At 39.1% G+C, this 20,994-nt stretch carries 21 protein-coding genes; 12 read left to right on the forward strand and 9 right to left on the reverse strand.

Annotated elements, in window-relative coordinates:
• Positions 1-594 (forward strand): hypothetical protein (locus O2942_08355; protein ID MDA0782259.1); only part of this gene is annotated, 594 nt, incomplete at its 5' end.
• Positions 595-816: 222 nt separating this feature from the next.
• Here O2942_08355 and O2942_08360 read toward each other — a convergent pair.
• From O2942_08360 to O2942_08375, 4 genes are all read right to left on the reverse strand, one after another.
• Complete coding sequence (locus tag O2942_08360) at positions 817-1,731, reverse strand: bifunctional riboflavin kinase/FAD synthetase (protein MDA0782260.1); 915 nt, start codon at positions 1,729-1,731, stop codon at positions 817-819.
• Positions 1,732-1,741: 10 nt separating this feature from the next.
• Complete coding sequence (gene secF, locus O2942_08365; protein ID MDA0782261.1) at positions 1,742-2,650, reverse strand: protein translocase subunit SecF; 909 nt, start codon at positions 2,648-2,650, stop codon at positions 1,742-1,744.
• Positions 2,651-2,861: 211 nt separating this feature from the next.
• Positions 2,862-3,263 carry a response regulator gene (locus tag O2942_08370; protein MDA0782262.1) on the reverse strand — a complete coding sequence of 134 codons (402 nt, stop codon included), beginning with the start codon at positions 3,261-3,263 and terminating at the stop codon, positions 2,862-2,864.
• 60 nt (positions 3,264-3,323) lie between these two features.
• On the reverse strand, positions 3,324-4,154 hold the full coding sequence (locus tag O2942_08375) for a chorismate mutase (GenBank protein ID MDA0782263.1): 831 nt from the start codon (positions 4,152-4,154) through the stop codon (positions 3,324-3,326).
• A gap of 55 nt (positions 4,155-4,209) precedes the next feature.
• Here O2942_08375 and O2942_08380 point away from each other — a divergent pair, with 55 nt between their 5' ends.
• Entirely contained in the window at positions 4,210-5,376 is a 1,167-nt protein-coding gene (locus O2942_08380) for a homoserine O-acetyltransferase (protein MDA0782264.1), read from the forward strand.
• A 55-nt stretch (positions 5,377-5,431) separates the two neighbouring features.
• Positions 5,432-6,040 (forward strand): methionine biosynthesis protein MetW, encoded by a 609-nt coding sequence (gene metW / locus O2942_08385; protein MDA0782265.1) that lies wholly within the window; start codon positions 5,432-5,434, stop codon positions 6,038-6,040.
• Between the two features lie 7 nt (positions 6,041-6,047).
• Here metW and O2942_08390 read toward each other — a convergent pair whose 3' ends face one another.
• The gene (locus O2942_08390; protein MDA0782266.1) at positions 6,048-6,578 is read right to left on the reverse strand and encodes a hypothetical protein; all 531 of its coding nucleotides are present in this window, start codon (positions 6,576-6,578) and stop codon (positions 6,048-6,050) included.
• Positions 6,578-7,171: a hypothetical protein gene (locus O2942_08395; GenBank protein ID MDA0782267.1), complete on the reverse strand. Its 594-nt coding sequence runs from the start codon at positions 7,169-7,171 to the stop codon at positions 6,578-6,580. Before O2942_08395 ends, O2942_08390 begins: the two co-directional genes overlap by 1 nt.
• A gap of 285 nt (positions 7,172-7,456) precedes the next feature.
• Here O2942_08395 and O2942_08400 point away from each other — a divergent pair, with 285 nt between their 5' ends.
• The 8 genes from O2942_08400 (at position 7,457) to O2942_08435 (ending at position 16,770) form a co-directional block, all read left to right on the forward strand.
• Positions 7,457-9,259, forward strand: a complete 1,803-nt coding sequence (locus tag O2942_08400) for an ABC transporter ATP-binding protein (protein ID MDA0782268.1) — start codon at positions 7,457-7,459, stop codon at positions 9,257-9,259.
• On the forward strand, positions 9,228-9,941 hold the full coding sequence (locus tag O2942_08405) for a lysophospholipid acyltransferase family protein (GenBank protein ID MDA0782269.1): 714 nt from the start codon (positions 9,228-9,230) through the stop codon (positions 9,939-9,941). Before O2942_08400 ends, O2942_08405 begins: the two co-directional genes overlap by 32 nt.
• Positions 9,942-11,288 (forward strand): 3-deoxy-D-manno-octulosonic acid transferase, encoded by a 1,347-nt coding sequence (locus tag O2942_08410; protein MDA0782270.1) that lies wholly within the window; start codon positions 9,942-9,944, stop codon positions 11,286-11,288. It abuts the gene before it with no gap.
• 361 nt (positions 11,289-11,649) lie between these two features.
• Positions 11,650-13,266 carry a sulfatase-like hydrolase/transferase gene (locus O2942_08415; protein MDA0782271.1) on the forward strand — a complete coding sequence of 539 codons (1,617 nt, stop codon included), beginning with the start codon at positions 11,650-11,652 and terminating at the stop codon, positions 13,264-13,266.
• 118 nt (positions 13,267-13,384) lie between these two features.
• Positions 13,385-13,669, forward strand: a complete 285-nt coding sequence (locus tag O2942_08420; GenBank protein MDA0782272.1) for a hypothetical protein — start codon at positions 13,385-13,387, stop codon at positions 13,667-13,669.
• An 82-nt stretch (positions 13,670-13,751) separates the two neighbouring features.
• On the forward strand, positions 13,752-15,110 hold the full coding sequence (locus tag O2942_08425) for a hypothetical protein (GenBank protein MDA0782273.1): 1,359 nt from the start codon (positions 13,752-13,754) through the stop codon (positions 15,108-15,110).
• A gap of 9 nt (positions 15,111-15,119) precedes the next feature.
• Positions 15,120-16,028 carry a zinc ABC transporter substrate-binding protein gene (locus tag O2942_08430; protein MDA0782274.1) on the forward strand — a complete coding sequence of 303 codons (909 nt, stop codon included), beginning with the start codon at positions 15,120-15,122 and terminating at the stop codon, positions 16,026-16,028.
• Positions 16,018-16,770 carry a metal ABC transporter permease gene (locus tag O2942_08435; protein MDA0782275.1) on the forward strand — a complete coding sequence of 251 codons (753 nt, stop codon included), beginning with the start codon at positions 16,018-16,020 and terminating at the stop codon, positions 16,768-16,770. The genes O2942_08430 and O2942_08435 overlap by 11 nt, the downstream gene beginning before the upstream one ends.
• A gap of 82 nt (positions 16,771-16,852) precedes the next feature.
• On the opposite strand, the gene O2942_08440 is transcribed toward O2942_08435, so the two are convergent.
• A complete protein-coding gene (locus O2942_08440) occupies positions 16,853-18,202 on the reverse strand; it encodes an HAD family hydrolase (protein MDA0782276.1) in 1,350 nt (449 codons plus the stop codon).
• Positions 18,203-18,611: 409 nt separating this feature from the next.
• Between O2942_08440 and O2942_08445 the strand changes: the two genes are divergently transcribed.
• Positions 18,612-18,989 (forward strand): hypothetical protein, encoded by a 378-nt coding sequence (locus tag O2942_08445; GenBank protein MDA0782277.1) that lies wholly within the window; start codon positions 18,612-18,614, stop codon positions 18,987-18,989.
• A gap of 340 nt (positions 18,990-19,329) precedes the next feature.
• Here O2942_08445 and O2942_08450 read toward each other — a convergent pair whose 3' ends face one another.
• Together O2942_08450 and O2942_08455 are read right to left on the reverse strand one after the other, a co-directional pair.
• On the reverse strand, positions 19,330-20,007 hold the full coding sequence (locus O2942_08450; GenBank protein ID MDA0782278.1) for a hypothetical protein: 678 nt from the start codon (positions 20,005-20,007) through the stop codon (positions 19,330-19,332).
• Positions 20,008-20,068: 61 nt separating this feature from the next.
• The gene (locus O2942_08455) at positions 20,069-20,920 is read right to left on the reverse strand and encodes a hypothetical protein (GenBank protein MDA0782279.1); all 852 of its coding nucleotides are present in this window, start codon (positions 20,918-20,920) and stop codon (positions 20,069-20,071) included.
• Between the last annotated feature and the right edge of the window lie 74 nt (positions 20,921-20,994).

Here is a 20,994-nt window from a genome sequence, read left to right on the forward strand (position 1 = left end):
AAATATATGGTAGCAGAGCCTAACCGTACCGTAAAAGCCGACAGAACAAAGATAGGAAGCTATGAAAGCTTCGTTTTAGAAAGCGGCGGAAGTAGCTCGGGAGGTGGTGGAACAACGCCTCCGACAAGTAGCGGTTCAAGTAATCTACAGGTTAGAATAAACGGAGAGTGGAAAGCGGTATGCTGTGAAGGCGGCACACTTAAAGTATCCGATCAAAGCTGTTCTTGGAAGGAAAGCAGTCGCTATCTGACGGAAGGCGGTATAAAACTTAACTGCCCTGAAGTTAAAGACAGACAAGGCAGTGCATGGTCTAAATACACCGACCTTTACCCAAAAACATGTAACTGCACTACCGGCGGTGAAGCCATGCATGGTGCTCCTCACCAGAACTCCGGCGCTCACGTAAAAGAAAGTTTAAAATTAAATGACGGTGCACCTATATTTCCGAATAACGGTCGTGAAAGATGCGTTAAGGTACAAAGTGACGGTCAGCTAAAAACCGAACGTTCAAGTGTTAGAGGTGAAAAATGGAGCAATAGTTCCGGATGGCCTGATAAATCTTGTCCGCATTTTAGATTAATTAACTTCTATTAAAATCTATTAAGAAAAGCCGTTCATAAAAATGAACGGCTTTTTTTATACTTATTCGGATATTTTACCGGTGTTTTTATATGTAAAGTATAGTAAATTTGAATTTAATTTACGCATATTTGTCATGCTGAATTTATTGCAGCATCTCACTTTATTTTAAAAAGACCGTGAAACAAGTGCACCGGTGACAAAAAAATATAAAAAACCAATTAATGGGACATTCCGTTACTTTTTTGCAGCTATACAATCCTGTTTTATCTGAACTACCAGTTCACTTACGTCTTGGAATTTCCGTTCCTCACGAATATATGATAGAAACTCTATTTCTGCCGTTTTTCCATATACATCACGGTTAAAATCAAATATATGTACCTCTAATACCTCTTCAGAGCCGCTGAAGGTAGGTTTTATGCCCAAATTGGCAACACCCCTCAATATCTCGTTCTTGCCCCCGATTGTCACCCTGACGGCATATACGCCCCTTTTAGGACGCAAATATTCACCCATATCTACATTTATGGTAGGAAAGCCAATGGATTTCCCCCTGTTTTCACCCTTTACAATAATGCCGGATAGTTTGTAATTTCTGCCAAGAATAGAGCTTGCTTCCTTTAAATCACCATGTTTTAATGCATTCCTTACACGTGTCGATGAAAAACGTTGCTCATCGCCCACTGCTTCTACTTTGGTATACCCAAAACCATGCGTTTTTGAGTATAGTTCCAGCATATCGGCATCACCGCCCTTATTATAACCGAATATGAAATCATAACCGGTTACGATGTGAGAAGCTTGTAATTTTTCCAGCAGTATCTTCTCAATGAAATCTTCTGCCGTTATTGCCGCAAACTCCTTATTAAAATTTACAGCATAAAGATAATCAATCCCTAACCTTTCTAGTAAATATGCTTTTTGCTCTTTGTCGGTAAGGCGGTAATTCTTTATTTCAGGCTTAAAAACATTTATTGGGTGAGGTTCAAAGGTCATAACTGCCGACGGCACTTTATTTTCCACGGCTATATTTACTGTCGTGTGTATTAGTTTTGCATGTCCCTTATGTACCCCGTCAAAATTACCGAGGGCTATAACACTTCTGTTTGCGGCATCAGGTCTTTTATTATAATCGTTAATAATCAGCATGGTCAAAGGGTTAATTTGTATCCGGTCTTAGCTTCATGTAGATAAGTACAGGAGATGCAATATAAATAGACGAGTACGTACCTATGATAACGCCGAAAAGAGCCGCTAAAGAAAAGCTCTTTATAACCTCACCACCCATTAAAACCAATGCTAAAAGTGCTACAACCGTAGTAAGGGAGGTAAGCATGGTACGAGTCAGGTTATTATTGACGCTGACATTAATAAGCTCATGCATAGGCATCTTTTTATATTTGCGTAAGTTCTCACGGATACGGTCGAATACTACCACCGAATCGTTTATTGAGTAGCCGATAATCGTAAGTATAGCTGCGATTGAGGATAAGTTAAACTCAAGCTGTGTAAGGCTGAAAAAACCAAGCGTAATTACGGCATCATGTATTAAGGCTATAATGCCTCCGACACCATATTGCCACTCAAAACGAAGCCATATATATACCATCATCGCAGCGAACGCTAAAACAAGCGATAATGCTCCTGATCTTATAAGCTCGCCGCCAACTTTAGGTCCTACGTATTCAGTATTACGGTACTCGATATTTCCGCTGAAATTAGATGCCAGTATTTCCTTTATATTGTCGATAATTACTATCTTGTCGGACTCAATATCCGAATTTTCACCGACGCGGATAAGTATGTTATTAGGCTCGCCGAAAGTCTGTAAGGAAACATCACCTATATCCGCACCTTTTAAAAGGTCACGCATCTTGCTCAGTTCTACAGGCTGTTCGAATTTTGCGTCTATCAATATGCCGCCTGTAAAATCTATACCGAAATTAAGCCCCTTGGTCGCAAGTAGAAAAATTGTAGCGCATAGCAAAAATGCCGAAAAAGCGAATGCTAAAATTTTACTTTTAATAAAATTTATCTTTGTGTCGGAAGGAATAATTTTTAATGCCATAATTTTTATACTTTAATATATTATTTTTAACGACTTATATAAAATAATCAACGTCGCTCATATTACTATACTTAAGCCGTTGCCGTATAGTAATATTTTAATATTCAGTTACAATCCTTAAAAAAACAAATGAATTGACTATAAATAACAAATGCTAACTAACATAGTTTTTTATAGTTGGCAATATTTGGTGGGATTTACTTTGTTCAACTTAGTCAAGAAGACCGGATTTTATCAGTTTTGTTTCAAGCATTTCAGGAGAGAACGGCTTTAGGATATAATCATTTATGCCAAGTTTGGTCATTTTATGAACCGTGGCCTCATCGTTCCGTGCAGAACAGGCAATAACATATGTCCGTTTGTCCCCCTGAATATTACGGAACTCACGTAAAAACTCTATACCGTCCATTTTAGGCATCATAATGTCAAGTATTATCAGGTCGGGTTGCGTTTTCTTGCAGTATTCTAATGCTAATTCGCTGTCACCCATTTCAACGGGGTGGACATGTAGTTGGGAAAGAACCTTGGACGCTACCTCACGGGCTATTTCATTATCATCTAAAACCATAAATAAAGGCATACTAACCTCAATATCAGCACATATCAATACCACTTGTGTAACTTATATGTTACAAGGAAGTGGTTAACAAATGATTAACTTTTGTGAGATGCACTATAGCCTTATAGGAACCGCATAAGAACCCATAAGCCTTATATATGAACGGTTATCGCCTTTGTTGAACGACAAATTAATGTCTTTTAATACCGAGCTACCGACCTCTAAGAACTTATCTACCTGTATAAGGCGTGCATCGTTTTTTCTTGCGAGAATAGTAGCGTTCAGGTCAAAGCCTTTGAAAATATCAATAATAACCCCGTTATCACATGAGCCGCAAAATGATATTATCGAAACGTCGTCATCGGTCTTTTCAGGCATAACATTAGCAATTGCCAAACTTGGTTTTGACCTGTCATCACTGCTTTCTATAAAAGGAATACGTGCAAATATATATATATTATTTTTCTCGTCTTGCGGTCTGTCCCACCATGGTTTTTCAGATGTATCGAGCAAAGGCAGCATACCTATGGAAGAATTGCCCGATGCTACGTTATCTATAACTTGCTGTGTGGATTTCTCGCATGTTGTCCTGACGAATGTTCCGTAATACTCCCTTGCGTGCCAATAGCAGTCATTATGGTCGGAATCGGCATAAGCACTTATGGACATTTCCTGCTCGGTGCATAATGATGTGGAGATTATCATACGCCAGATAGTGGCTATCGCAGCGGGAGGAAAGCTGCTATTTGCTTTTTTTGTCAAATCACGAAGCATTGAAGCTTCACGTCCTGCCCTTATGAAATTTTGCGTAGGGCTGTTCTGGGATTTATACTTGCCGACCTGCTTTACTATCTCCATTCTTTCTTGCAAAAGAGATATGATTTTATCATCAATTTTATCAATTTGTTTACGAAATTGCGATAAATCTTCTTTTTGTGCTGACATAATTGCAAAATCCTGTATTTTGAGCGAGATATTTTTTTATATTAATAAGTAATGCATGTCAAAGAAAGTTAAAGAGATATTCGGACCCGAATATAAAGAGTTTGAAATCGGCGATATAATCTATCTTGCCGAAGAAGAACCGCTTATGCTTGATTGCGGGAAAGAAATATCAAATTTCCCCATAGCCTACCAGACGGCAGGAAAGCTGAATAAAAATAAATCCAACGCCATATTGCTTTGTCACGGTCTTACCGGCGACCAGTATTTTATGAGAACTCACCCCGTTACAGGTAAACCCGGTTGGTGGGAGGAGATAGTCGGTAAAGGTAAACTGATAGATACCGATAAATATTTCGTTATATGTGCCAATGTGCTAGGCGGTTGTATGGGTTCTTACGGTCCTAAGCATATTAACCCCGAAACAAATAAGCCTTACGGGCTTGATTTCCCCATAATCACTATCGGGGATATGGTGCGTTCGCAAAAGCTATTGATAGAGCATTTGGGTATAAAAAAGTTGGCTGCGGTAATAGGCGGCTCAATGGGGGGTATGTTGGCACTTGAGTGGGCGGTAAGCCACGGTAAAATGGTATATTCCGCTGCCATAATAGCCTCAGCCTCACGTCATACGGCACAGAATATCGCATTCCATGAAATCGGTCGCCAGACTATAATGGCTGACCCCAACTGGTGCGAAGGTAAATATATTGAGGAGAAGAAATATCCGGTAGCAGGTCTGTCCGTTGCGCGTATGACGGCACATGTAACATATCTTTCCGAACACGGGCTGCAACGCAAATTCGATAGGGGGCTACAGGACAGGGAAGCCGTAACCTACGGGTTTGATGCGGACTTTCAGGTTGAAAGCTACCTTCGTTATCAAGGGCGGTCGTTTGTTGACAGGTTTGACCCTAATTCATATCTGTATATTACAAGGGCTATGGATTATTTTGATTTGGTAGATGCAAATGGCGGTAATCTGTCAAAAGCTTTTAAAAACGTAGATACTAAGTTCTGCATAATTTCCTTTTCAAGTGACTGGTTGTTCCCGACTTCGGAAGCTAAGAATATCGTACATGCATTAAGTGCCGCTGCGGCAAAGGTCAGCTTCGTGGAGGTGGAAACCGATAAAGGGCATGATGCCTTCTTACTTGATGAGCCTGAGTTCTTTGAGACATTAGGCGGTTTTGTAAACGGAATTACCGAGGAGCTAGGAATTTAGTTTTTAATAATATAAAAGTATAATAGTTTATAAGAAAGATGTCTTTAGTGAAAAAATGGAACATAAAAATTTAAGACCCGACCTACAACATATCGCCGACCAGATAGAAAAAAACAGCCATATTATGGAAATAGGCTGTGGTGACGGGTTGTTGCTTGAGCATTTAGCCAAGCATAAAAATGTTGACGGCAGGGGGATCGAACTATCGCAAAAAGGCGTAAGCAGATGCGTAAAGAACGGCTTGTCGGTTATTCAGGGTGATGCCGATGAGGATTTGCAGTATTATCCCGACCTGTGCTTTGATTATGCGGTTTCCAGTCAGGTTATACAGGCTACCAAAAACCCTAAGGAAGTATTGCAGGAAATGATGAGGATATCTAACAAATGCATAATATCTATTCCTAATTTCGGATATTGGTATAACAGATATTACCTTACGCTAAAAGGTCGTATGCCTGTTTCAAAAACTCTCAGCTATCAATGGTATGATACGCCCAATATCCACTTTAGCACAATAAAGGATTTCGAGATTTTGTGTAAGGAGTTAGGATATAAGATAGAGAAAAAAATATATCTACAACCCTCAGGAGAAGTGGCAAGCTCAATGTTAGCAAAGGCATTTCCTAATTTTTTCAGCGAGAAATGTGTTTTTGTGATTGCGTAGAAATCTATTAAGATTTAATAGTGTTTTCTTCAGGTATTGATTCGGTAGCATCGACCTTGTGACCATTTACAATTTTATAAAACGTTATTTTTTGTTTCAACTCATTCAGTTCCTTCTTACACCGCAAGCTGTGAAAATAGTTAAAAAGGAAGCATAGCGGTAATGGGGCTACTAATAATAAATCAATCCAAGCAAAGTAAGTGTAATAGTTCGAACTGGCTCTTGTGAGAGAAGAATAAAATAACTGGCAGGATAAAATAAGTGTGAAGAGTGCGGCGACTTTTTTAGCATTGTCCGTGCAAGATTCCGATTTTTCTGTAAATGAATCCTTTATGTCGTTAGCCATTAAAAGGATATTGTTAATTTTACCTTGCTCTGAAGTAGAATCTTTCGCCATATCAAGTATATCTTTACGGACTTCTTTATAGAAATGTGTCACCGGTTGTGAAACTTTTTCTCTTACCCCTTCAAAAAGGGTAAATAGAAGATTTACTCCGATTGCAAAGCAAACAAAATTGTTGAGGGCTTCCAGTTCCATTATATTGATAAAGCCTCATTACTGTTTTCAAACATCTTGTTAAAACGAGTATGAAGTTTTATTGCGTTTTCGTGGTTACCGAAATTAGCGACCGCTGTTCTTTTTAATCTATCGGTTTCTTCCCTGTATGCCGAATTATCCATAACGGTAAAATGATCGGAAGTTTCGGAGGTAGTGCGAACATTTAAATTACCTACTTTTTTCTCGTCGCTTTTACCTTCTCTCTTTTTTCTAAATAGTGCAGAACCTACTTTGTAAATAAGCGGTCTATCCAAAAAATCATTGCCGACACTTTGTTCAAGAATAATATTTATCTGTCCTTTACGCTTAGTTGTGAAAGAAATGGCATTTTCAATCAGATCCGCATTGTCGTACACTTCATCGGACAATTTTTCGCAGTAGATATTTACGTGATTTTTTGCGTTTTTGAACATAGCAGACAGAAGCACCGAGGCGTGCGATGTTGCACTATTAGATATATCCTTATTAATGCCCCTTGCAGCCAGATCATTTACCATTTCCTCATATGAGGAATATGTAATAACCTCATTGTCAGAGTTACAGTCTTTATCCGAATAGTTTTCTTTTTTCATGTTGCTTTCCCATCACATTTACCTAATGCAACTTTTGTTAAGTTTATTCTATCAATTTTTTAAAGAAAAGAAAGTAAAGATTACTAACAATTCTAAATTGAATTGCAAGTAATTTAATAAAATCATTATAAGATATCTGAAATTGTTGCGCAAGAATGTCCCGATACATAATATAGGATATATGGTCGTATTATAAGTTTACTCAATAAGTGACAATTTACTATAGTTAGTTTATAACCTTTATTGCCATAATGACGGCGAGTGAGAAAAATAAAATAAAACACTATGACTAACGAAATTATAGTATCTGAAAATTATAATAACAGCTCATATCTTATAAAGAGGCTGTTTTTCCATCATATGCGTCCATATCTTGGTATAGTGGGCATTGCGGTGGTATGTATGATATTGGTTGCGACCACTACCGCCGGAACCGCATATATCATGGAACCTATAATGGACGATATCTTTTTAAAAAAAGATGAAACAATGTTAAAGGTAATTTCGTTATCCGTATTGCTCATCTTCTTAGTAAAAGGTGTTGCCATGTTCGGGCAGAATTATCTGATGCAATGCCTTGGACAGCGGATTATTACCGATATGCAGATGGCATTATTCAGGCATCTTTTGTGCCTTGACCTTTCGCAGGTAACCGTAGAATCGTCCGGTAAGATAATCTCACGTTTTACCAATGATATAAATATATTAAGGCAAAGCGTGGTTATAATCCTGACCGGAATGGCAAGGGAAACATTAACGCTTGTAATGCTTGTGGGGCTTATGTTCTATCAAAATGCCAGTCTGGCGTTAATAGCGTTCTTCGCTTTTCCGGTTGCCGTATATCCTGTTATCAGGCTTGGAAGGAGAATGAGAAAAATATCAAATAATACTCAGGAAGAAATGGGAGAGTTTACGCACAGGCTTGATGAAACATTCCGCAGTGCAAAAGTAATTAAAGCTTATCAGCAGGAAGAATACGAGATATCAAGGGCAACAGATGCGGTAGAAAGAATATATGCCCTATATAAAAAGGCCGCCAGAAACCAGTCTGCCGCATCACCTATTGTTGAAACAATCGGTGGTTTTGCCATAGCTGCCGTTATATTTTATGGTGGAATGCAGGCAATTGAAAGTGACGCTACTTCAGGCAACTTTATGTCGTTCATTACAGCCGCATTATTGACCTACAGACCTGCCAAAGTGCTTTCTAAAATGAACACCACTTTACAGGACGGGCTTGCCGCTGCAAGGAGGTTGTTCATACTGCTTGATACCGAGCCTCAAATAAAAAATTCTCCTAACGCCAAAACCCTTAAGATAGTAAAACAAGGTGCATCTGTCGGCTTTAAGGACGTAAAGTTCAGCTATACGGAAGAAAAGCCTGCCTTAAAAGGTGTATCAATAGAGGCGAATGCAGGTGAAACTATAGCTCTTGTCGGCCCTTCCGGAGGAGGAAAGTCCACTATAATGAACCTGATATTGCGTTTCTATGACGTAAGTGAGGGAGTAATTACGATAAATGGCAGTGATATAAAGGATTTTACCATCTCCAGCCTGCGTGACAATATCTCGTATGTCAGTCAGGAAATATCATTGTTCGATGATTCGGTAGCGGCAAATATAGCATATGGCAACCCTACGGTTTCTATGAAAAAAATCGAGGAGGTGGCAAAAGCTGCCGCCGCACATGACTTTATCTCCAAACTGCCGGATGGTTACCATACCCTTATAGGGCAGGACGGTACAAGGCTTTCAGGCGGTCAGAGGCAAAGAATATCTATTGCAAGGGCAATGCTAAAAGGTTCGCCGATATTGCTGCTTGATGAGGCAACATCCGCTTTGGATAAAATCTCCGAAAACAAAATTCAGGCAGCCCTTGAAAAATTAATGAAAGGAAAAACTACTATAGTTATTGCACACCGCCTAAGTACCATAGAAAATGCCGATAAAATATATGTGATAAAACAGGGAGAGGTGGTAGAAGAGGGCAAACACAGCACACTCATAAGAAAAGAAGGTGAGTATAAAAAATTATATAAGGGTATAGAAAAAGACAATGAGACCGGGAAAAAAAATCCTAAAAAGTAAGGCGTTCCATGTTTTTATCTGTTGGTTAGCCCATAAATATATATGGTTTGTTTACCTTACGAGTCGTTGGGAAGTAAGAGGGGCGGAACACAGGATAAAACTGGAAGAACAAAAGCAGCAATGTATATTTGCTTTCTGGCACGGAAGGTTACTGATGATACCGCCTTTTGCCCCTAAAGTGGCAAAGATACACGTGCTTATCTCAAACCATAATGACGGCGAACTTATTGCACGTACCATGACACATTTCGGTTTCGGATTGGTAAGGGGTTCTACAGGAAAAGAAGGGCTGACAGCCCTGCGCAATATACTAAAAATATTCAAGAAAGGTGAAAATCTGGCAATAACCCCCGATGGTCCTAAAGGTCCTCGCATGAGAGTTTCAGGAACTGTCATAGATATAGCTAAAATGTCGGGACTGCCTATCATTCCGCTAACCTTTTGTGCAAGTAAATGCAAGGTGCTGAGAAGCTGGGACAGATTTATTGCAGCAAAACCGTTTTCAAAGGGTTGTTTTATATATGGTGAACCTTTATACGTTAAAAAAGACGCAAATGAGGAAGAATTGAAAAAAGCTGGTATTGAGCTTGAAAATAGGTTAAATAAAATTACTGAAGAAGCGGATATGGCTGTAGGTATTGAACCTGTTCTTCCTTGTGAAGATGTAAAGGAGAAGCGATAAATGGAAAAATTTCCGAATCCGTCGAATGATAATACTTTTAACGAAGCGAAAAATAATTATATGTTGTTAAAACTATATAAATTCCTGACCTTTATAGGCTCACCGCTGATAGACCTGTATCTTTTTAAGAGAAAAAAAACAGGTAAGGAAGACAGCAAACGTTTTCCTGAAAGATTGGGTTATCCTGCCTTTCCAAGACCGGAAGGTACGTTGGTGTGGGTGCATGCCGCAAGTGTGGGCGAGGCTTTATCGGTGTTGCCTATCATAAAGAAATTATCCGATTCCAATGAAGATACAAATTTCCTGCTTACAACGGGAACCACAACCTCTGCCAAATTAATTGAAAGCAGATTGCCCGATAAAGCGTTCCATCAGTTCGTGCCTGTCGATATGCCGCTTGCGGTAAGGCGTTTTTTAAAACACTGGAAACCCGACCTTGCCCTATGGGTGGAGTCGGAGCTTTGGCCGAACCTTGTTACCCAGACAGGAAAAAAATGTAAGATGATATTGGTAAACGGACGTATTTCCGATAATTCATACAGGAAATGGTTACGTTATAAATCGCTTGGTCAGCAAATATTAAGGTGTTTTACCCTTACATTGCCGCAAAGCAAACTTGATGCAGAGCGTTTTGAAGCACTTGGTGCGGGTAATGTTAAGTATTTCGGTAATATTAAATTCGATGCACCGGCATTGCCATCTGATTCGCAAAAAATGGGAGAGTTGGTAAGTCAGGTAGGGGAGCGTCCCGTATGGCTGGCTTCCAGTACCCATGAAAATGAAGAAGTAATAATAGCTAATATCCATAAAGAACTAAAAGAAGAAAACCCTAACCTGCTTACTATTATAGCTCCTCGCCACCCTAAACGTATGGCGGAGATAGTAAAGGATATAAAAGAAACAGGGCTTAATATTGCAGTGCGTTCAAAAGAAGAGCCTATAGAAGAAGAAACAGATATATATATAGCCGACACATTAGGGGAGCTGGGTATTTTTTATCGTTTGGTATCTATTGTTTTTATCGGAGGCTCATTGGTGGATAAGGGAGGACAGAACCCTCTGGAAGCGGCAAGGCTTGACTGTACTATTATTTACGGCCCTTACATGGATAATTTTAAAGAAATAAAGCATGAGTTGGAAGAAGCGGAAGCCGTTATTTGCGTTAATAATAAGTCCGACCTGAAAAACACAATAGAAGAACTCATAAAAGATCACGAAAGGCAGGACGAACTTGCTAAATCCGCCCGTAAACTTGTCGATGAAAAAGCCGGTGTACTGGATTCCTACGTAAAGGAAATAAATACATATCTTGAGCAAATTACAGGGAAAAAAGACAAAGCCGCCTAAATGCAAGGCTAACTAACTGTTTTTTTTAAATTCTATTTGCATACACATTGTCATGTGCAGGCTTTATTTACGTTCGTATCCGCACACGATCGCATGGATTCGCCGAACGGATTCGGTGAATGACAACAAAAATACCACTATAAAAAAACAGAGAGCCTTCAAAAAAACAGAGAGCCTTCTTAAAGGATTTTGCACAAATTTAGATGAGTTAGCATTGAATGTTTTCTTAAAAGAACTTTAAAAAAAGTAATAATGGTACTATAATGAAAAACTAACTTTTAAAATAATTTAACATAGCATGAAATATTCAAGACCTTTATTTGTATTTATAATATCGATAATATACTTTTGTATGTACAGCATGTCGTCTGTTATGCACGAAACCTTCCTGATAAATAACTATAACACTATGATAGCAGAGGACAAGGTGCTTCTTCATACACTCCTGTATGGACTTGAATCTTTTCAAAGGGCGTTTATCATACTGTTCGTTCTTACGATACATAGATATGTATTTGCTTTGTTCGTACCTTTTTTATTTGTATGCAGTGCATCTGCATCATATTTCATTTATTATTTCAAGATACAGATAACTCCGTATATTATGGCTGCTTTTTTTGAGGCTACAAATAATGAGATAGCTTCTTTCATGAATTTACAATTAATTTTATGGTGTGCTTTTGCTCTGATATTATCTCTTGTATTTGTATGGATATTCGTTAAATATGATAAGAAAGATACTAATAGGAAAAGAAACAATATATTTGTTTTTTTTACAGGCATCTTTGCCCTATGTGTTATAGTATTGCCCGGACACGCAAAAAATACTCAGTATATGCCGTTCGATTTTTTAAAAAGTACATATAAATACACCGTCAACAAATATATAAAGGTATTACGCGATGATATTTCTAAGATACCTGCTACCGTAAATGAAGAAGATCTGGTTGTTGTACTAATTATCGGGGAGTCTACCAGAGGTGACCATTTCTCTCTTAACGGTTATGAACGCGAAACAAATCCTAATCTCAAACAAATAGATCATCTTATTAACTTCACTAATGCCGGATCTTGCCACAACCTTACCGGTGTTTCGGTACCTTGTATGCTTACAAGGGCTATAAAAAGCAACAAGGATCCTATATATGAAGAAACTTCTGCAATAAGTGTTTTCAGGAAGCTCGGCTTCAAGACTTTCTGGATAGATAATCAGGGCTTAAGGAATACTATAGTTCTTTCATCTATATCCGACCTTATACAGGAGGCTGAAGTAGCGATTTCTTCTAACCGCATATCCGAGGGGCTGGATAAATCGGAGAAATTATACGGTGACGAAAAGTTGCTTCCTATATTAGACGGTATACTTGCCCAACAGGGCAAAGATAAAAATAACACACTGGTTATTTTACATACTATGGGTAATCACTGGCAGTATGACCACACATATAATCCCAAATATAAAGTATGGAGTCCTATATGTAGACCTTCTAAAGAAAATTATGACCCCGACAGAGAAGTAAAGTGCGATACGAGTGTTCTGCTTAATTCATGTATAGCAGCTAATAACATGGCACTATGCAGTAAAGATGAGTTGATAAACTCATATGATAACAGTATCTTACAAACAGATGCATTTGTCAGTGAGGTTATTAAAAGGCTAGAGGACAAAAAAGCTTTCGTAGTATATAGCTCGGATCACGGCGAGTCACTTGGCGAGGACGGTTTTTACCTACATGGTCAGGGCAGTGACCATTTTTTCAGACCTGAACAGTTCCACATACCTATGTTAATATGGGCTTCTGAAGAATATAGGAAAAATAATCCGGAAAAGTACGAGAACATAAAAGCTACCGCTGATAAACGGGTTGAGCATGACGTTCTTTTCCATACTTTGCTCGGATGCAGTAATATTGAAACCGAGCTGATAAATAACGAGTTGAACCTTTGCAGTAGTGAGGCTGACTTGCCTAACAAGTAAAAATCCGACTATAATAAAATACCGCATATAAAACGCCTAATGATGTAACAAAAAAACTACTTGACAAGTGTGGTATAATGTAAAATTTTAAGGTGTCATATAACTTAATTTGTTAAAAATGAGCAAAAAACTCGGTTTATTTATTATTGTTAGCTTGGTTAGCGTGCAGATACTATCGTTTTTGCATATGGCTAATTATGGCTTGGAAAAGCACGAGCATGATGGTCGGGTTTGTGATATTTACCTGCATTGCGAGAATACTAAACACAGCACACCTAGCGTTGCCGTTGTACCTAACCTCACCGAATATTCCACATTTTCCCTCGCTTTGCCTGAGCTTACGTTGGTCGGGTTGCAAAGCTATAGCTTAGCATCGCCACGCGCACCGCCTTTTTTCTTCTAAACACCAAAACTATATAAACAATTTTACAAACCGCCCTGTTATTCAAGGGGTCGGTTATATTTAGTCTTTAGGAGAAAAGAAAATGTTAAAAACAAAATTTGCGGCTTCTGCCGCTTTAATCACTATGCTTTCAAGCACTTCTGCACCGGCCGCATCGGATAAGGATATCGAGGCATTACGTGCCGAGATTCAAAATATGAAAAAGACCTATGAAGGTCGTATTGCCGAGTTGGAATCAAAGCTTAGCAAGGTGGAAAAAACTCAGGCTAAGGCGGTCGCACCTGTACCTGCTGCACCTGCCACTCCTGCCACTGCAAGGCGAGATGTGAAGGATAACAGTTTTAATCCTTCCATAGGAGTAATCTTAAACGGGCAGTATAATCAGTTTTCTTCTGATGAAGGAGAAATTGCAGGATTTGCCGTCGGTCACGAAGGGGAACGTCCTCGTGAGGGATTTGCGGTAGATCATACCGAGATTAACTTCTCGGCTAATGTCGATGACAAATTCTTTGGCAGCACCACGGCAGCAATCGCCCAGCATGAAGGGGAAACCGAGATAGAACTTGAAGAAGCCTTTGTTCAGACACTACCCGGCATAGGGCTACCAAACGGTATGAGCGTAAAAGCCGGACGTGCCTTTTGGACACTGGGTTATCTCAATGAGCATCACAGCCATGCAGATGATTTTGCCGATCGTCCGTTGCCTTATCGTGCATTCTTAAATGAAGCCTTCAATGATGATGGCGCCCAGATATCTTATGTACTGCCAACCGACTTTTATTCTGAAATCGGTGGCGGTTTATTTCGAGGTGACGACTTCCCGTTTGGTGAAGGTGACGGCGAAGGAATCGGAGCTTGGTCGGCATTTGCTCGTATCGGCGGTGATATAGGCGATAACCAAAGCTGGCGTTTAGGGGGCTATATCCTATCAGGCGAAGCGGACGGTTCACGCCTTACCAATGAAGATATGGTTAGCTTCACAGGCGATACCGATATTTACGCCACTGATATCCGCTATACATGGGCACCTACCGGCAACGCACACAACCAAGAAGTAATCCTACAGGGGGAATATTTCCTGCGTAATGAAGACGGTGTGTATGAAGATACCGATGCGGGTACAGGTGCGGTCAACTTTGATGATTCTTCAAGTGGCTGGTATGCACAGGGAGTTTACAAGTTTGCTCCGCAGTGGCGTGTCGGTTTGCGTTACAGCCGGCTTGAAGCTGCCGATGTTCCTGCCGGTTTAGCAGGAAGTGCATTGGATTCTGAGGGGCATGACCCGAAAGCTTATAGCACGATGCTGGATTGGACAAATAGTGAATTTAGCCGTGTACGTCTGCAATATAACCGTGAAGAACTAGCACGCGGGCAAGATGACGATCAGTTAATGGTGCAATATATCATGAGCATTGGTGCTCATGGTGCGCATAAATACTAAGGTGGCGTTATGAAACAATTCCTCGGATTATTTGTGGTGGGGCTGCTTTGTGCAGTTCCACTTGCTGCACAGGCGAAGGTTAATATCTTCGCCTGTGAACCTGAATGGGCTGCACTGGCAGAGGAAATCGGCGGCGACAAGGTGGAAGCCTTCTCCGCCACCCATGCCGGACAAAACCCGCATCATATCCGTGCCAGACCAAGCCTGATTGCCAAGGCACGTAATGCCGATTTGATAATCTGCTCCGGTGCAGGTTTAGAAGTCGGCTGGCTTCCTATATTACTGCAAAAAGCAAGTGCGGAAGTTCAGCCGGGGGCGGTCGGTCATATTATGGCATCGGAGTTTGTGCCGATACTGGAAAAGCCGTTAGAAGTTGATCGCAGTATGGGTGACGTGCATCCTGAGGGCAATCCGCATGTGCATCTAAATCCGCATAATATCCTGTTAGTAGCCGCTGTGCTGACTAAAAGGTTGGAATCAATTGATATAGCCAATGCTGATTTTTATCGCAGTCAGTCGGAGGATTTTACTTCTCGCTGGCAGAAGGCTATTTCTCGTTGGGAAAAAGAAGCTGTTGACCTGAAAGGAAAGCCGGTGGTAGTGTATCACAAATCGTTTAGTTACCTGCTTGATTGGTTAGAGTTAAAACAGGTAGCCTCTTTGGAGCCAAAGCCCGGTATTCCGCCTACTGCTTCGCATTTGGAGGGATTATTGCAACAACTCAAAGCAAAGCCTGCCAAAGTAATTATTCGCACGCCGTATGAGCCGAATGATGCCGGTAAATGGTTATCGGAGAAAACCGGCACACCTGCCGTTGTGCTGCCTTATACGATTGACGGAGATACTGAAAGTAGCGATTTATACGCACTGTTTGACCGCTCTATCGGTCTATTAAAAGAGGCAATAGATGGTAAGTAATGAAATGATAAGCATTGTGGGGCCGGCATTAGTAGCCGGTCTTATGATTGCTTTAACCCACGCACCGCTCGGCATAGAAGTTCTAAGGCGTGGCATTATATTCATTGACCTTGCAGTTGCCCAGATTGCAGGGCTTGGACTGGTGGCGGCATCAACCTTTCTACACCAACCGTCAACATTGCTGATACAAGGGACGGCACTTTTATGTGCTATTATAGCAGGACTGTTTTTCCGCAAAGTAGAAAAGGTTATACCCGAACAGCAAGAGGCAATTATAGGCGTAAGTTTCGTGCTGGCAGCATCACTGGCTATTTTAATTCTGGCAGATCATCCGCATGGCGGTGAAGAAATCCAACACCTATTATCCGGGCAAATGCTGTTTGTTACATGGGAAGATGTTTTAATGCACGCACCGATCTACGTTCTGATTATTGCGGCATGGTTTTTTAAACCGTCCTTACGCAGCGGCATCGGTTTTTATCTGCTGTTTGCACTAGCCATAACCTCATCGGTACAGATGGTCGGAGTGTATGTAGTATTTGCCGGCTTGATTCTTCCTGCATTGGCAGCAGTAAAGTCCAATCACCCGCATAAGGTAGCATGGCTGTGCGGTATATTTGCCGTAGTAGCCGGAATTATTACAGCCATGATTTCAGACATTCCCGCAGGGCCGTTAATTGTGGTGAGTTACGTTTTAACTGCCGTCAGTTTTGTAATCGGAAGAAGATTAACTCGTGTATAGAATGAGGCACTGCTTTTCTTCTCCCAAACCTTCACCTTCACGGAAATGCCTGTAAATTGTAGGGAAGGGTTTCGAAATACTTTCACTGAAACTTACTAATTACTTCGATAAGTAACTCTTTTAACCATGGGGCAGCTATTATAATAAGCCCTATCAAATAGAATGTATTTAGCTTTTGAGCGGAACGTATTTTAAATCCTAAAAACGTAGAGGGACTTTCATTTGAAATAGATTTTGTTAGTGCTAATTCCGGCAATATATGAAAGTACTTATTCTCTATACTCTCTGCTTGTTTTACCGCTCCTATAAGTAATGGATGATAATGGAGTCTATCCATTATAAAAAAAGCAATCCAAGCACATGATAAAGCAGAAGATATATGAGAGATTATTGAAGAATCAATTCCCTCACTACCTACTTTTATCCCATATGCTCCTATTGATATTCCAAGTATGGAAATTGCAAGCGATCTTATTTTAAGAGCAATGTCATTGAAATGCTTTTGAACATCTATAGTTTGTTTCCATATATCAACGATATTTTGATTTATATTATTGTTAATATTTTTTTGAAAAGGAATAAATTCAAAAAATTTTTTTATTTCGTCAAAAGAGTTTAGAGAAATAGATGGCTCAACATCTTTAACCTTTAACTCCCTTTCTTTTTGAACATCTTCATCTGTCCAGTGAGTTACTTTTTTTAATAACTCATATTCCTTTTTTTTATGCGACACACCATATTTTGCGTGAACATCGGTTATACACGCATGTTGAGCCATCACTATGTCTTTAAAAAGGCTATCTCCTATATACACACACTCATCTAAATTTGCGTCAATATCCTTTATAATATCTTTTAAAAGCTCAGGGTTTGGTTTAACTTCATCTACAGGTGTAAATCTATGTTTTGTATGCTTAAACTTATATTCTTCCGGAGAGTATTTTCTTATTTCTTCTTTTTCTATATGCAATCTATGATCTTGCGACGAATATAGTATATCTATGATACCGTCGAGCTTAAGCTTTCTAAGCCGATAATTTGTATAATATGCCATAGACTCCGTATAAGCCACGACAAGACAACCTTTTAATTTAAAAAACTCAAGAGTTTCTTTTACTCCGTCATATAATTTTAGGTGCTTTTTTCGTTCAGAATTAAAAGCGTGTATTGCCTCATCGTAAACTTTTACCAATTCTTCATTGGGGTGCAATCTTTTTAAAGAAGGAATCTCTTGAATCAAGAAAGCATACTCGGCAGTACCATATTTTTGATGAATCTCCTTAATTTCAGGAAGTAGATTTTCTTTACTAATACCGCTTATTTTTTCAATTTTATTAAGCATAGCGTTAAATGGATAGTACCAAATGTCAAACCAGTTGTATAAAGTATTATCCAAGTCTGTAATAACCACTGAAACCTGTTTCTTGTTCATTAAAAAACCTTTTAAATTAAAATCTACAATATTATTCTCAATCTGCCTATTGTACCCTCATTTATCTCTCTATGCCCCCCCGATATTTGATAAATCTATATAGGAAAAACATAAAACCAAAGATACGAACAATATCTTTATATATCAAGGAAATCCGCCACTTTGTAGGATTGAATGACGGGAGGGTGGGATTCTAACTTACGGTACGATTGTTTGCTTGCAGGTTTTCAAGACCGGTTCCTTAAGCCATTCGGACATCTCATCTGAAATAAAAAGGAAAGCTACTTTTGACTACTATATCATGTCTCGTTTTCAATAATTATTGAAAAGACCGAAACACTATATTTAATCCTTTTTTAATATTTATATGTAAAAATAAAGTCACAACAATTGCATATAAAGATGTAAAATGAAACTGACATTATTAACATTGATTTGTATTATTTTACAAAGCTGCTCTGTAAGTACGGCAATGAAAGGGAAAAAAACACCTGACTTGTCCGCCATAAATCTTGGTGCGGATTACGATACGGTAAACAGTATTCTGGGCGAGCCTGACAAAGTAAAAACGATATATAACGGAAAGCGTCTTCATATCTACAAAAGAATTGCCGGGCTAAAACCGAACATGATAGAATTCGTCCCTAACTTAATCCTCGATATATCATCGTTGGTGTTATGGGAATTTGTACCATATAACAGCCGAAAATTGTCCACATACTACATAACATACGATGATAACCGGAAGGTTGATAGTATAAACAAATATATTATTGATAACTCATGATATTGAACCTACTTAAGCCTATATTATTTATAAAAGCAAATTTATAAATAATATTATATTTTACACTTATGATTATATTATCAAAAATTTTACAAGAACTTCCTGAAAATTCATCTGTACTTGACTATGGCCGCCTTGGTTGGAACCTGACCGAAATATCTGTCCGGAATGATATAACACATCATGGTTGCGATCTATCAAAGCCTCATGACACCCCTAAAGGTGTCGTATTCCATCAAGTTGACCCTATCGCACGTAAAATCCTTATCAGGAGCGATTATTTCGACCTTGTTGTAGCATCGCATGTTTTTGAGCATGTACAAGACCCTTTAGAGCTGTTTCAGGAACTTGTACGCATATTCAAACCGCTACTTTTTTGCCCCGACTTAAACAGTGCCAAACTCCCATTGCCATCTTGTTCTTTTGAAGATTCTTTTAACCCCGCCTCAATTTTTTCTCCAGCTGAGCTTTTTAACTGAGCCGTTTTATAGGCAGTATCGTCTTTTTTGTTACTTATTTCACGGTTGGTTTCTGTTGAAGTAACATCGGAGGCTTTTTTTGTATCGGTAGCTCCGTATTTTTTCAAAGTTTCTATCGTTTTATCAAGTTCTTCAGGCTTTGCTCCCCTATATTTGTCATTTGTCTTCAAGGACTCTGCAAATTCAAGAGGAGAATGTAAGCCTCCAATCTTTCTATTAACATCTGCACCGCTTTCAAGTGCGGCTTTCACTCTACCGGCATCACCTCTTATAACTGCCGTATCAAGTATGCTATATCTATATTTTTCAACAACTTTACTATCGCCGGATTTTTCCTGAACTCTTTTATATTCCTCACTATCCTTACTAACTCCCATAATCTCCGCCAAGCGATCGATTTTTTCATTGAGATGTTGCTTTAAACCTTCATCGTCGAAAGTGTTCTTTCTACCGTTTTTATCTTTATTTGTGTATGTTTCCTGAGATTTGTCCTGCTTTTTCTCATCTGGCTTGGGTCCTGTTAGCTTTTCCCCATTCACATAAAGTGTTTCTGCGGTGTTTAGTGCAAGTGATGATATCTTATCAAAGTTAGTTGGCCCCTCATGATTTATAATCTTTCAGATTCTCAGTTCCAAATGCAAAAGAAGTCGGATACTTACGGCTTGAATATGCTACAAAATCCATCTGCTCTTCTGGCAAAGGTGGTTTTGCCGTACCGCCATGGCAACTTCCTACAACCATAAGAAATTTATTGCCGCCACCTTCTTTTTGTTCATCTTTGGGCAAACTTTCTTTTATACGTTCGCCTATTATATCTATTGCACCTTGAGTATTTGATTCTCCGTACCTTCCTTTTTCTTCCCTTTGTTGTTCACCGTGCTGATGGATTACTATTAACGCACCTTCAGCCAATTTATCTGATTTTGGAAAATCACGATCTATGCTTCGTTTATCTAAAAATTCCTCTTGTGCGTCACCTATGATTCTATATGAATCGTTGCTTTTATTTTCTTTTTGTGCCTTTTTATCCAGAATATTTTCAAAATCTTGAAGATGTTGTTTTGACAACTCTTTACTTGTTTGCATTTCCGAGCCAAATGCCAGTAATGTGCTGACTTCATTTTTTTGAGGCAGCACTTCTTCTTCTTTATTTAAGGGTGTTTTATCTTGTTTTTTGAAAGGCTTGAAACTTGGTATGGCTAGTTTTTTTGTCGGTTTCGGCGGTTTTTCTTTCTTCACTTCCTGAGTACCGAAAAAATCATCGGTTCCGAATATATCATTGCTTTCAAATCCTTTTTCCCAATCTGAATCAGGTTTAAGCGAACTAAAATCAGCAAAAAAATCATCTCCGAAACCATCAGATTTATTTAATGGAGTTTCAGCTTCTTGCCCCTTGTCCATGTTTTTACTTGGTTTTTTACCGTCTTCAAAATTTTCCCACTCATTATTCATTACATGATACCTTTTTATCCCTTTGATGTATCCATTATACCACATATGGTCGGTGGTTAAAATAGAATTATGGT

This window comes from Pseudomonadota bacterium (assembly GCA_027620075.1).
Classification (GTDB): domain Bacteria; phylum Pseudomonadota; class Alphaproteobacteria; order Rickettsiales; family UBA6187; genus 1-14-0-20-39-49.